This window comes from Parasedimentitalea marina (assembly GCF_004006175.1).
Taxonomy (GTDB): Bacteria; Pseudomonadota; Alphaproteobacteria; order Rhodobacterales; family Rhodobacteraceae; genus Parasedimentitalea; species Parasedimentitalea marina.
In genome coordinates, this window is sequence record NZ_CP033219.1 from 2,212,854 (window position 1) to 2,225,350 (window position 12,497).

The window sequence follows — 12,497 nt, forward strand, 5'->3', positions numbered from 1 at the left end:
ACATTAGCTCCGGGTGTTTTTCTTGTTCATGGACTTTACGTCCAGAACGTCGGGGCTTTGCGCCTCATGGGGATGCTCGGCACCAGCGTATACACGCAGGTTTGTCATCAGCTGGCGGCTGAGCTTATTGCCCGGCAACATGCGCTTGACCGCTTGGATCATGACGCGCTCGGGGTGCTTACCCTCGAGGATCTGCTGCTTGGTACGCGACTTGATGCCACCCGGGTGACCGGTGTGCCAGTAGAAGTTTTCTTCGCGTTTTTTGCCAGTCATCTGAACTTTGTCAGCATTGATGATGATGACATTGTCACCACAATCCATGTGAGGTGTGAACATTGGCTTGTGCTTGCCGCGCAAGCGCATGGCAACAATCGAGGCAAGACGGCCCAGCACCACGCCTTCGGCGTCGATGATGATCCATTTCTTCTCGATGTCTGCTGGGGTAGCAGAGAAGGTTTTCATGGCAGGTAAATCCTGTTTAACGTGGAGAACATCGGAACAGGTCCGACATTCGAGTTCTATGGACGGGGTTTACGGGGAACCTTTGCACCCGTCAACCACAGTTATATAGATTTTATAGCGCAATTACATACACTTACAAATTAGGTATTATAATACCCCATAAATTCTCACCTCAATCCAACCAACTTTCGTATCTCGCGCTCTACTTAACTCGGTACATCTGACTGGCGCTATTGTGGGGCAACTCCACCTTTAGGTTTGGTTGCGGCGAATGAAACGGCGGGAATGACTGTATCCAAGGGGAGCAGGAGCTATTCAGCTGACTGTTTCACTGTATGACGTCCCTTATAGAATTCTGGCGCATAGCGATACTTCATGATCCGCTGGCTCATGCCAAGCGGACCTAAACGCTAATTTGCTCCGGGGGGTTATCCAGCAAAGCTCTGAGACGCTGCATGGCGGCCTCGAACACCGCCAGGGAAACATGGCAATTTACGGCAATACGCACAGCATTTGGTGCACGCCCGTCCCGCAGGGCAAATTCATCCGCCGACCTTATCTGGACGCCTTGCGCTTCGGCCGCTCGGGTAAAAGCTGCCGAACGCCATCCCGCAGGGAGCCGTAGCCACAAAAATGGCACTTGATCATCCCAGGTAAGATCAAATCCACCTAGAGTATTCACTGCACTACGCACGTACCGGGCCATCTCGGCCTGTACCTCGCGGGCCAACACTTTGGTCTTAGGATCCCGCAAAAGGATGCAAGTCAGCGCTGCCAGCGGCTGCGCTAACCCAAAGTACCCGTGTTCGGCTGCCCGCCGCAAATCTGCCCCTCTTCCCTGCGGTGACAATGCAAACCCAACACGTAAAGACGGTGTCAACGTCTTCGAAATTGAACTCACGTGCCAGCCCAACTCAGGAGCCAGCGAACGATAGCTTGGCGCGCGAGGATCCCCCATTCGGTAGCAATCATCCTCGATAATTTGAATACCGTGACGCCTGGCCACCCTGACAATCTCTTGGCGCCGCTCCAGTGGAGTATACAGGCCGGTGGGATTGTGCACTTCGGGACTTGTGCAGAACGCCACCGCGCCAGACTGGCGAACCGCTTTTTCCAGAGAGGCCGGAACCACACCGTGTTTGTCCATCTCAACTCCGACGACACGGGCCCGCAACAATTCAGCTGCACGGCGAAATCCAGCATATGACAGATCTTCAACCAATACGGTGGGTTGCGGCCCTTGCAATATGGCCTGCATCACAACCATCAGTCCACTTTGACCGCCGTGAGTAAGAACCACGTCCTTTTCATTCAAACTTCCGAGCGGTAATTCTGACAGCCACTCAACCACTGCCTCGCGCACTGGCTGATAGGCGCTCCGGGTCGGATAGCTAAGAAAAGACAGTTCCGGACCTTCCGAAACCTGTATCAATGCTTTGCGAATTGCTGCAACTTGACCGACGTCCGGAATCCTTGGGCTGAATAAACTGATGTGATCCGGATTTTTCAGTTCATGGACATGTAACTGCCTAGCCCAAACATCATCCAGAACCGGTTTTTGCTTGGCCGCAACAAAGGTGCCACGACCGACCTCGGCCTGAAGCAAGCCTTCCTCAGTCAGAATCGAATAGGCACGGGCAACAGTCCCTGGCGTAATACCCAGTTGATAAGACAACTCACGCACGGGCGGCAATTTTGTGCCCACCAGTAGATTACCGTCATCAACTGCTGAACGAATTGTATCCGCAAGCTTTTTATACTTCGGGCCCTTGGTCTCACCAAGGTTTTGAGGCCAAATTGTACTCATTACAATCCTTCCATAGACAGTACGTAAATCACTTTGTATCAAGTAAAAGTAACACAAACGCAGGATTGTATCAACACAATATTGGAGTACACGATGATACACAACGCCCACATGTCTCAGTCTAACATGTCATATTTGGTCAGTCGCCCGGCTCTGCCGGTCGTGGCGCAATGGGCCGTCGCGTTCGCTGTACTCATCACAAAGTGGACTTTGCGCCGTCGAACCCGCAAGCACTTGCGTCATATGACCCAAGAACAACTGGACGACATCGGCCGCAACCGTGCCGAGGCCCATCATCAAGCCACTCTTCCGTTCTGGCGCCCTTGATCCCCAGGGACACCAGAACTACCTTAAGGCCGGGGGAAACCCCGGCCCTTTTTCGGTTGTTCACCATTCGCATATGGAAAGTCAGATATCTGGACCTAAATACAGCGGCCTTATTCATATACTATTGAACAGAAACATGATGACCATTCAATCAACGTGCCGGTGGAATAGAATATGTCATGCTTGCACGGGCGACTGGTTCACTCTGCCCGGCCGAATGAATCAATATATCACAGACTGCCAGTGATCGCCCCAGTTTTAACAACCTGCAAGTCGCCAGCAAATCCACTCCTGCGACTGGCTTACGCATGAAATCCATCGAACAGGTTGTTGTTACAGCCAAGGCCTCACGCCCAATTCTGGCCAGCACCATCGCATAAGCGGCACAGTCAGCGAGGGCAAACATTGACGGTCCAGACACAGTCCCCCCTGGTCGCAGGTGTTTGTCTTGAATTATCAACCGCATCAAAATTTCATTCTCAGACAAATCATCAACGGCAAAGTCCTCCCGAACCTGCGGAAAGACTTCGTCCAAAAACGCCATCAATTCCGCCGCGTTCATTTGTAATGACATACTTTTCTCCTACCTCGGTGCTGTCTAAGATTGGGCAAGCACGCCAAGGAGAGCAAGATGACAATTTTAAAACGCCACGACACTGGCGCTATCGCCCACCTGACATTGGACACGCCCAAGACATTAAATGCATTGTCGGACGAAATGCTTGCGGCACTACAAGAGCAAATCAATACCCTTAGCATCGACACAACGATCAAGGTTGTCATCCTTTCTGGGTCAGGCAAAGCATTTTGCGCCGGTCACGACATCAAACAAATGAACAGCGCCCGCTCGTCCTCGGATGGTGGCAAGAGCTATTATCAAGATCTGTTTGCCCGCTGCACAGCCGTGATGACGGGACTGCAAAAACTGCCACAGGTGGTTATTGCCCAAGTTCACGGCATTGCCACTGCGGCCGGCTGTCAATTGGTTGCGTCCTGCGATCTGGCTATCGCCGCTGACGACACAAGATTTGGTGTAAATGGAGTCAATATCGGCCTGTTCTGCTCGACTCCAATGGTCGCCCTGTCGCGCAACATCCCCCGCAAACATGCATTTGAACTGCTGACGACCGGGAAATTCATGACCGCGACCCGTGCCGCCGAACTGGGATTGATCAACCATGCAGTTCCCAACACTCAACTTGAGGCCGAAACCTTACAGTTGGCCAACACAATTGCCAGCAAGTTGGCTGTGGCGGTCAAGATTGGCAAGCAAGCGTTTTATCAGCAGCTGCAAATGCCAGTGGACCAAGCCTATGCCTATACCAGCGACGTGATTGTCGAAAACCTTCTGTACCAAGACACCATCGAAGGCATGACTGCATTTGCTGAAAAGAGAACACCTAACTGGGAGAAAGAATAAAATTTCTCGATAATTTTAGACTTTGTTTACGATTTGGTGCGCATTGTTTCCATATCGAGCCTTTCAATAAAGGCAAGAACATGGCAAGGATTGGGCAGGGCATATAGCCCGGTCACAATTTGGGTCGCCGCCTGTGGAAGGTCCCTCCAAACCGGATCTCTCCCCGGTTCGACATTCCTGCAGCGGCGACCCCAATTCACCTGCATGACAATAGTGTGACGTTAAATTCGCCCTGGCCTTTGATGCGGCCCAGGCCCAATTGTCCCTTCAATTTCTCATACGCTGTATTGCACCAAGTCGCGCCCTGCCCTATGTCGCAGCCATGACACAGACATTGCATATCGTCGGCGGCGGCATGGCCGGATCCGAAGCAGCCTGGCAGGCCGCGAACATGGGCGTTCAAGTGGTTATCCACGAGATGCGCCCCAAAGTGAAAACTTTCGCACATCAGACCGGTAATCTGGGCGAGATGGTCTGCTCCAATTCCTTTCGGTCGGACGACGACGAGCAAAACGCCGTTGGCTTGCTGCATTGGGAAATGCGCGCTGCCAATGGGTTGATCATGGCCACCGCGGATAAGCACCGCCTACCCGCTGGTGGAGCTTTGGCAGTAGACCGCGAACCGTTTGCTCAAACTGTCACCGAAAACCTGCAAAGACACCCAAATATTTCGGTCTCTTATGAGGAAGTCACGACGCTCCCGGATGATGGACATTGGATTTTTGCTACGGGCCCACTGACGTCTTCGGCTTTGGGACAGGCCATTCAAGCCGAAACGGGTGCCGAAGCTCTCGCTTTCTTCGACGCCATTGCACCGATCCTTTATGCTGACAGTATCGATATGTCACAGGCCTGGATGCAATCTCGTTATGACAAGGGCGAAACCGAAGAAGAGCAAACAGCTTACCTCAATTGCCCGATGACCAAAGACCAGTATGAAGCCTTTATTGACGCGCTATTGGCCGCTGAGAAAACTGAATTTCACGAGGGCGAAACCGCTGGATATTTCGACGGCTGCCTGCCAATCGAAGTCATGGCGGAACGCGGACGCGAAACACTTCGGTTTGGTCCCATGAAGCCAGTTGGACTGACAAATGCGCACAAACCTGATGAAAAGGCCTATGCGGTCGTTCAGCTTCGTCGGGACAATAAACTGGCGACTTTGTTCAATATTGTCGGTTTTCAAACCAAGATGAAATACGGGGCCCAGACCCAGGTCTTGCGGATGATCCCAGGATTGCGGGACGCGCAGTTCGCACGTCTTGGTGGCATCCACCGCAACACCTTTCTGAACTCCCCCACATTGCTAGACGCCCAGATGCGATTGAAAACAAAGCCAAACATCCGTTTTGCCGGTCAAATCACCGGCGTAGAAGGTTATGTTGAAAGTTCGGCCATGGGACTTCTCGCCGGGCGCATGGCGGCTGCTGAGATCCTTGGGCAAGATCTGCCTGAGGTGCCGCAAGACAGTGCCATGGGCGCATTGATCCACCACATTACCGGCGGTGCCGAGGCCAAGACGTTTCAACCGATGAATGTCAATTTCGGCTTGTTCCGGCCGGTTGATGGCCTAAAAGGTGGCCGCCGCGGACGTAAAGATCGATACAAGGCCTATACGGATCGTGCAAAAACCGTTTGGTCTGAATGGATTAGAAGCTTTACTTAAGTTATGCACAGAGGCGAATAAATCGTGACATTTATCACCCGTTTTGCCCCATCTCCAACCGGACCACTACACTTGGGTCATGCCTATTCTGCCTTGTTGGCACAGGATATGGCTGACGCTGAAGGCGGGCAAGTATTGCTCAGAATCGAAGACACCGACATCAGCCGGTGCCGTCCAGAGTGGGAACAAAAGATCTTTGATGACCTGGACTGGCTGGGTTTGCGCTGGCCACAACCAGTCTTACGTCAGTCAGAACATCTGGATCACTATAATCAAACGCTGATGTCGCTGGCCGATCGCGAATTAATCTATCCGTGCTCATGCAGTCGCAGCGATATCCGATCCGCACTCTCAGCACCACAGGAAGGTGTACCTTTACACTCAGGCATCTATCCAGGCAGTTGCCGCCACCGCACCCTGGACAGCCTCCAGGAGGGTGATGCCATCCGGTTGAATATGGCCCGCGCCCTGCAAGAGATTAATCCGCTGCAGTTCACAGAACGCGGTGCGCGTCATTCTGGTATTCACCACCTTGCCCCAGCGCGTATGATTGCTGAAATCGGAGACGCCATCTTGGGCCGTAAAAATATAGGAACCGTGTCCTATGTACTAGCCTCTGTGATTGACGACGCTGCTCAGAATGTTACTCATATCGTCCGCGGTGAGGACCTCTATCAGATTACCTTTTTACAGGTTTTGTTACAGGCAATACTTGAACTGCCTACCCCAACCTACAACCACCACAAATTAATCCGCGATGACACTGGTAAGCGTCTGGCCAAACGCGATGATGCGCGTGCCATATGTAAGTACCGCTCCGAAGGTTCAACCGCTCAGGATATTCGCAGGATGGTCGGCTTAAAGTAAGCAGCTTCCGCTTTCACTTGCCCCCCCCAATATCCCCTCCGGAGGCACGGACCGAAGGGCCGCTTACACCATCGGCTGCATCAGCTCGACTTCGTTCCGGGATCGAACTGATGTGTAAAAACAACTACGCCGATTGGTATGACAAGCCGGGCCAGTTTGATTAACCCTAACCAGTAAGCAGTCGCGGTCACAGTCCACCCTCAAATCGACCAATTCCTGGATATGCCCCGAGCTTTCACCCTTGACCCAAAAGGACTGTCTCGAGCGGGACCAATAAGTTACCTTACCGGTTTCCAACGTCTTGGCGACCGCCTCGGCATTCATCCAAGCCATCATTAAGACCTCTCCACTGGAATCTTCTTGCGCAATACAAGGGATCAATCCGGCCTCATTGTAGGTCAGGCTTCTGGGATCAAAGGACATATCAAAAAAACCTTTTGCATCTGGATATTGCACCCTATGTATTGTGAACGCGCAGTCAGGGAAAGCCCAAGGAATACACATGTCCAGCGAAAATGATCTGATAAAACTCTACTCTACACGCATTCTTGCGTTGGCTGCAGACATTCCGCATTTGGACCGTTTGGAGGCACCGGACGCAACGGTCAAAAAGCGCGCTCCGTTATGTGGCTCAGCGATCACCGTGGACTTACGCCTATCTGACGGAAAAATTATTGATTTTGGTCAAGATGTTAAAGCCTGCGCACTAGGTCAGGCCTCGGCCTCGATAGTTGGTGCTGCAATATTGGGACGCACTTTTAACGAAATCGAAACGGCCCGAAATCAACTCAAGTCGATGTTGACAAATGACGGCCCAGTGCCTGCCCCACCCTTTGAGGGTCTCGAAGTTCTTATACCTGCCCGCAATTTCAAAAACCGTCATGCGTCGATCTTACTGGCGCTCGAAGCCACGCTTGAAGCGATGCAACAGATTTCACAGGAAAATTACGGCTAACCCCATTAATAGCGTACCGCCTTTGTAGTCTGGTCACCCAGACTTGCCCTCACGGCATTCGATCCACCACATAGCGACCCCCATCTAGAACTGATCTCTGTTCTGAGCCTTCAGTGAACTGGGATGTGACTAAGGTTCAACAAAAAAACCGCCGCACATCCGGGAAGATGGCGGCGGCAGGGTTACTCTCTCATGCGGGATCCGGTTGCCACCGGCGGATCATGAGGCAGATCCGGTGTGAAATCAGGGCAGGCAGAAGACTCACAACATCTTATTGGGACAGGATGCGGGCGCAGCCGGCACAAAAGAGCAATCTGTATTTCTAGATAAGGCTAGGCATATGCAGGGCGACAACCAACATGACAATCAATGAGGCCGCACCGACAGCGTCTTGTAATAGGGTCGCCGGCGAATGCTGCAATGTGTTCTTAATTTGTTCAATCATTAGATGGCCTCCAGAAATTTATGTCTGTTGATCACACTCTGTGGTGTTTGTTGTCCCTTTGTTCTCACTTTCCTTGCTCGCTGTAAAGAACTTTATGAGAACATTTGAGAACAAAAACTAGAACATCTGGCGGATTATCCATTAACCAACTGAAATTAAACGAATTGCCTGATCTTGCCGCATCAACCACAACAGAACACGGGCTGCCCGCCCACGCGGACTCTCCAAACCTGGATCTATGGCAAGCAACGCCCGCGCATCACTTTGTGCTACCGCCATCAACCCAGCCTGTCTTTCCAAATCGGCAATTTGAAATCTTGGTAGTCCCGATTGGGCAGTCCCGATCATGTCGCCGGCACCACGCATCTGGAGGTCCGTTTCAGAAATGACAAAGCCGTCTTCAGTTTCACGTAAAACTTCAAGACGCTTGCGCCCGCCCTCTTTCAAAGGGGCTTGATACATCAAAAGGCAGGTCGACTCGGCGCTTCCCCGTCCCACGCGCCCACGCAACTGATGCAATTGTGCCAAGCCGAAAATTTCAGCTCTTTCAATCACCATGATAGAGGCATTGGGAACGTTGACTCCCACCTCGATCACTGTTGTCGCCACAAGAACGGAGGTTTCACCAGATTGAAAGGCAGCCATAGCAGAATCTTTGTCCTTTGATGGCATCTGCCCGTGGACCAACCCGACAACACCCTCTCCCAACACCGCGCGCAATCGCTTAAAACGTTCTTCTGCCGCGGTCAAATCCATCACTTCAGATTCTTCGACTAAGGGACACACCCAATAACATTGACGGCCCTCCGCAATGGCATGGCGCAGATGGCTGATGACCTCGTCCATCCGTTCGGTACTGATAACCGCGGTTTTGATTGGTTTACGTCCCGGTGGCTTTTCATCCAGAACTGAGACATCCATGTCGCCATATTGCGCCAACGCCAGTGACCGGGGAATAGGCGTGGCCGTCATCACCAGAACATCTGCACCCCGCCCTTTTTCAGCAAGTTCCATGCGTTGGCGCACGCCAAACCGATGTTGCTCATCGACAATGGCTAACCGAAGGTCGTTAAATTCCACATCTTGTTGAAACACGGCATGCGTCCCTACCAAAATGTGAATGTCGCCCCGTTTCAAAGCCGCAAGTTTAGCTCTGCGTTCCGCCCCCTTGTCACGCCCAGTCAGCAGTTCCAAAACCACTCCAGCATCCTCCGCCAGAGGTCGTAGTCCTTCGAGATGTTGGCGGGCCAGGATTTCTGTAGGAGCCATCATAACGCCTTGGCCACCAGCTTCAACAACAACCAACAAGCCCATGAAAGCAACCAGTGTTTTTCCAGATCCAACATCGCCCTGCAGCAATCGGTTCATTCGCCTGTCTGCCTCAAGGTCGGCGGATATCTCAGCAATTGCCAGGCTCTGGGCCGAGGTCGGTTTGTACGGAAGCGCCGCAAGAACCGGAGCCTGAAGAATCCCGTTTCCTCTACTCGAAATTCCGCGCGTTTTACGTTCCATTTGTCGAGCCAGCGCCAGTGTAAGCTGATGGGCAAACAACTCGTCATATGCCAACCTGGCACGCGATGGCGACTGTGCATCCAGATCGTCCAGCCCACTGGGGTTATGTGCGCTCAAAATTGACTGATGCCACTCCTGCCAGTTTTCTTTTGCCAGTTGTGCGGGGTCAATCCACTCTTCTAATTCCGGAACCCGCGTCAGTGTACTCCTCACTGATTTGAACATAGTCTTCTGAGTGATGCCCTGAGTGAGATTGTAGACCGGTTCAAAACCTGGAATCTCTGACGCCTCAACCAGGGGCACCATATAGTCAGGATGGACCATCTGGGCTAATCCATCGAACAACTCAACTTTACCCGACACAACACGGCGGGCTCCTTCCGGAACCTGTGCTTCCAAATAGCGGCTGCGACCATGGAAGAATACCAATTGAAAGTCTGTTTCAGCATCAGTGACATGAATGCGATAAGCGCCACCACGATTGCGTGCAGGGCGGTGTTCGCCGATAGTAACTTCAACGGTCACCACGCCGGGAAAATCGACCCCGTTCAACGTAGTTCGAAGCCGCCTATCCACAACAGAATATGGCAGTGAAAACAACAGGTCACGCGGCGTTTCTATCGCCATTTGAGTGAAGTTCTGTGCCGTCTTTGGTCCCACCCCCTGCAATGTTTCCACTGCCGAGAACAGCGGGAACAGTATTTCCGGGCGCCCACTCATGTCTGAGCAATCATGGCAAGCCAGCCATCCTCATCGAGAACTTTTACTCCAAGGTCAGCGGCTTTTTTTGCTTTGGTTCCCGCACCCGGACCAGCCACCAGGATATCGGTCTTTTTGGACACCGACCCAGACACCTTAGCTCCAAGTTCCTCGGCCTGTGCCTTTGCTTCAGCACGAGTCAATTTTTCCAATGTGCCAGTAAACACAACAGTTTTCCCAGCGACAGGGCTTTCACTAGAGGGAGCTTCGGGTGGCATAATTTGCAACTCGTCCGCCAACCTCATGATTGCAGCACGTTCTTCGACGTTGGCAAAAGTATCTGTAAGTGAAAGAGCGACAGAAGCGCCAATCCCATCAATACCAATAAGATCTTCCCACGCCGCAGTGTTTGGCGCCTGAATTCCACTGTCCGCAATCACCGCGTCTCGCGTTTCCTTGATTTTTGCGCGCCGATTTTCCGCCTTCGCAGCGATACGCTCTGCATCTACGGCCTCATCAGCTTTACGCCATGCCAGTGCTGCCGCACGGGCGGCGTCCACTCCCAGCAAAAAATTCCCCCAGCTCATGAAATGCAAAGCCAAGTCTTTGGCCGCGGCCTCGCCAACGTGACGAATGCCCAAAGAAAACAGCATCCGGCCAAAGCCGATACGACGCTTATCCTCAATTGCATTAAACAGATTGTCAGCGCTTTGCTCCCCCCAACCATCTCGGTTTTTTAATTTGGTAAAATTGCCGTCGTCCCGTTTCTTCAGAGTGAAAATGTCGGCGGGTTCGCGAAGGGATAAACGCTCATCCGCATAGAAAGATTCAATCTGTTTGGCCCCTAACCCTTCAATGTCAAAAGCCTTACGAGCGACAAAATGTTTCATTTTTTCCTTGGCTTGCGCCGGACAGATCACCCCCCCGGTGCAATAACGTACGGCATCCCCCTCTTCCCGCACTGCCTGACTGCCGCACTCAGGACAAATGGATGGAAAGGCAAAGGAAATTGAATTTTCAGGTCTTTTATCCAAATCCACATCTGAAATTTTCGGGATCACGTCACCGGCGCGATATACCTGTACCCAGTCGCCAATCCGGATGTCTTTGCCATTGCGAATGGCGGCACCCTTTGAATCTCTACCAACGATGTAATCTTCATTGTGCAATGTGGCGTTTGACACCACAACGCCGCCAACCGTGACCGGGGCCAGCCGGGCAACTGGGCTCAAGGCACCGGTTCGGCCAACTTGAATGTCGATGGCCTCAATTCGGGTCCAGGCCAATTCGGCCGGGAATTTGTGCGCTATCGCCCATCGTGGGGTGGTTGAGCGAAATCCAAGCCGTGCCTGCAATCCAAGGTCATTCACTTTATAGACAACCCCGTCGATATCGTAACCCAGTGTTGCACGCTGAGCCTCGATTTTGCGATAATGCGCTACTAACTCTGATGGTGTGGCACAAAGTTGTGTAAGGGGGTTTGTTTGAAATCCTAAAATTTTCAGGCTCTCAATTGCCTCCAACTGAAGACCTGCGAGTGGTTCGGAAAGCTCACCCCAACTATACGCAAAAAACCGCAAAGGCCTGGACCGAGTAATTTCAGCGTCCAGTTGGCGCAGTGATCCTGCTGCAGCATTACGTGGATTGGCAAAGAGTTTTCCACCACGCTCCTGTTGCCGGACATTCAGTTCAGTGAAGTCTTCATGGCTCATATAAACTTCGCCGCGCACTTCCAGAACCTCTGGTGCACCGGAAATTTTCTGTGGAATGTCCGCGATGGTCAAAGCATTTGCAGTGACATTTTCACCTGTAGAACCGTCACCACGTGTGGCCGCCTGCTGTAAATTGCCATATTCATACCGTAATGACAGCGACAACCCGTCTATTTTAGGCTCAGCGGTATAGCTAAGCGAAGTGTCGGCGGCTATTCCGAGATATTTGCGGATGCTGCTATCAAAGCCGACAACATCTTCGTCATCAAAGGCATTTCCTAACGATAACATCCGCTGTGAATGGCTGATTTTACCAAAACCCGATGCGACGGGTGCACCTACTTCGGTTAGCAGTTTTGCAGCCCCATCGAAGTTAGGATATACCTCAACCAGCTCCAGGAACCGGTGTTTTGCTTCGTCGTAAACTGAGTCGGAAATCGAAGGAGAATCGCCTCGGTGATACTCTCTGTTCGCTGCCCAGAGTAACACTTGAAGCTCATGAAATTCTTCACGAGCTTCGTCTTCGGACATTTCTCTAACTGGACGCGTCACACTATTCCCCTGTCACCATCTGTTACGGTGATAGGATGTGCAGCTCACTTGGTCTAGGTCCACAAGTGATCCA

At 52.1% G+C, this 12,497-nt stretch carries 12 protein-coding genes; 5 read left to right on the forward strand and 7 right to left on the reverse strand.

What is annotated here, in order from left to right; translation table 11 throughout:
• Positions 1–3 precede the first annotated feature (3 nt).
• Complete coding sequence (gene rplM, locus EBB79_RS10735; protein ID WP_127748889.1) at positions 4–462, reverse strand: 50S ribosomal protein L13; 459 nt, start codon at positions 460–462, stop codon at positions 4–6.
• 403 nt (positions 463–865) lie between these two features.
• Complete coding sequence (locus EBB79_RS10740; protein WP_127748890.1) at positions 866–2,269, reverse strand: aminotransferase-like domain-containing protein; 1,404 nt, start codon at positions 2,267–2,269, stop codon at positions 866–868.
• A 93-nt stretch (positions 2,270–2,362) separates the two neighbouring features.
• On the opposite strand from EBB79_RS10740, the gene EBB79_RS10745 reads away from it, so the two are divergent.
• Positions 2,363–2,596, forward strand: coding sequence for a DUF1127 domain-containing protein (locus EBB79_RS10745; protein WP_238704875.1), 234 nt, complete (start codon positions 2,363–2,365; stop codon positions 2,594–2,596).
• A gap of 151 nt (positions 2,597–2,747) precedes the next feature.
• Here EBB79_RS10745 and EBB79_RS10750 read toward each other — a convergent pair whose 3' ends face one another.
• Positions 2,748–3,170 carry a PaaI family thioesterase gene (locus EBB79_RS10750; RefSeq protein WP_127748891.1) on the reverse strand — a complete coding sequence of 141 codons (423 nt, stop codon included), beginning with the start codon at positions 3,168–3,170 and terminating at the stop codon, positions 2,748–2,750.
• Between the two features lie 57 nt (positions 3,171–3,227).
• Here EBB79_RS10750 and EBB79_RS10755 point away from each other — a divergent pair, with 57 nt between their 5' ends.
• From EBB79_RS10755 to gluQRS, 3 genes are all read left to right on the forward strand, one after another.
• On the forward strand, positions 3,228–4,016 hold the full coding sequence (locus tag EBB79_RS10755) for an enoyl-CoA hydratase (protein WP_127748892.1): 789 nt from the start codon (positions 3,228–3,230) through the stop codon (positions 4,014–4,016).
• A 322-nt stretch (positions 4,017–4,338) separates the two neighbouring features.
• Entirely contained in the window at positions 4,339–5,682 is a 1,344-nt protein-coding gene (trmFO, locus tag EBB79_RS10760) for a methylenetetrahydrofolate--tRNA-(uracil(54)-C(5))-methyltransferase (FADH(2)-oxidizing) TrmFO (protein WP_127748893.1), read from the forward strand.
• Positions 5,683–5,706: 24 nt separating this feature from the next.
• The gene (gene gluQRS, locus EBB79_RS10765; RefSeq protein ID WP_127748894.1) at positions 5,707–6,549 is read left to right on the forward strand and encodes a tRNA glutamyl-Q(34) synthetase GluQRS; all 843 of its coding nucleotides are present in this window, start codon (positions 5,707–5,709) and stop codon (positions 6,547–6,549) included.
• A gap of 63 nt (positions 6,550–6,612) precedes the next feature.
• On the opposite strand, the gene hisI is transcribed toward gluQRS, so the two are convergent.
• On the reverse strand, positions 6,613–6,972 hold the full coding sequence (gene hisI / locus EBB79_RS10770) for a phosphoribosyl-AMP cyclohydrolase (protein ID WP_127748895.1): 360 nt from the start codon (positions 6,970–6,972) through the stop codon (positions 6,613–6,615).
• 79 nt (positions 6,973–7,051) lie between these two features.
• On the opposite strand from hisI, the gene EBB79_RS10775 reads away from it, so the two are divergent.
• Complete coding sequence (locus EBB79_RS10775) at positions 7,052–7,504, forward strand: iron-sulfur cluster assembly scaffold protein (RefSeq protein ID WP_127748896.1); 453 nt, start codon at positions 7,052–7,054, stop codon at positions 7,502–7,504.
• 322 nt (positions 7,505–7,826) lie between these two features.
• Here EBB79_RS10775 and EBB79_RS25250 read toward each other — a convergent pair whose 3' ends face one another.
• The 3 genes from EBB79_RS25250 to ligA form a co-directional block, all read right to left on the reverse strand.
• A complete protein-coding gene (locus EBB79_RS25250) occupies positions 7,827–7,949 on the reverse strand; it encodes a hypothetical protein (RefSeq protein ID WP_274594813.1) in 123 nt (40 codons plus the stop codon).
• 141 nt (positions 7,950–8,090) lie between these two features.
• Positions 8,091–10,181 (reverse strand): ATP-dependent DNA helicase RecG, encoded by a 2,091-nt coding sequence (gene recG, locus EBB79_RS10780; RefSeq protein WP_127748897.1) that lies wholly within the window; start codon positions 10,179–10,181, stop codon positions 8,091–8,093.
• A complete protein-coding gene (ligA, locus tag EBB79_RS10785; protein WP_127748898.1) occupies positions 10,178–12,403 on the reverse strand; it encodes an NAD-dependent DNA ligase LigA in 2,226 nt (741 codons plus the stop codon). Before ligA ends, recG begins: the two co-directional genes overlap by 4 nt.
• Between the last annotated feature and the right edge of the window lie 94 nt (positions 12,404–12,497).

Bases quoted from the DNA above. Each gene is read 5' to 3' on its own strand.
- ligA (WP_127748898.1), bottom strand. From the start codon at position 12,403: ATGTCCGAAGACGAAGCTCGTGAAGAATTTCATGAGCTTCAAGTGTTA.
- EBB79_RS10775 (WP_127748896.1), top strand. From the start codon at position 7,052: ATGTCCAGCGAAAATGATCTGATAAAACTCTACTCTACACGCATTCTT.
- hisI (WP_127748895.1), bottom strand. From the start codon at position 6,972: ATGTCCTTTGATCCCAGAAGCCTGACCTACAATGAGGCCGGATTGATC.
- trmFO (WP_127748893.1), top strand. From the start codon at position 4,339: ATGACACAGACATTGCATATCGTCGGCGGCGGCATGGCCGGATCCGAA.
- EBB79_RS10750 (WP_127748891.1), bottom strand. From the start codon at position 3,170: ATGTCATTACAAATGAACGCGGCGGAATTGATGGCGTTTTTGGACGAA.
- EBB79_RS10745 (WP_238704875.1), top strand. From the start codon at position 2,363: ATGATACACAACGCCCACATGTCTCAGTCTAACATGTCATATTTGGTC.
- EBB79_RS10755 (WP_127748892.1), top strand. From the start codon at position 3,228: ATGACAATTTTAAAACGCCACGACACTGGCGCTATCGCCCACCTGACA.
- rplM (WP_127748889.1), bottom strand. From the start codon at position 462: ATGAAAACCTTCTCTGCTACCCCAGCAGACATCGAGAAGAAATGGATC.
- EBB79_RS25250 (WP_274594813.1), bottom strand. From the start codon at position 7,949: ATGATTGAACAAATTAAGAACACATTGCAGCATTCGCCGGCGACCCTA.
- EBB79_RS10740 (WP_127748890.1), bottom strand. From the start codon at position 2,269: ATGAGTACAATTTGGCCTCAAAACCTTGGTGAGACCAAGGGCCCGAAG.
- recG (WP_127748897.1), bottom strand. From the start codon at position 10,181: ATGAGTGGGCGCCCGGAAATACTGTTCCCGCTGTTCTCGGCAGTGGAA.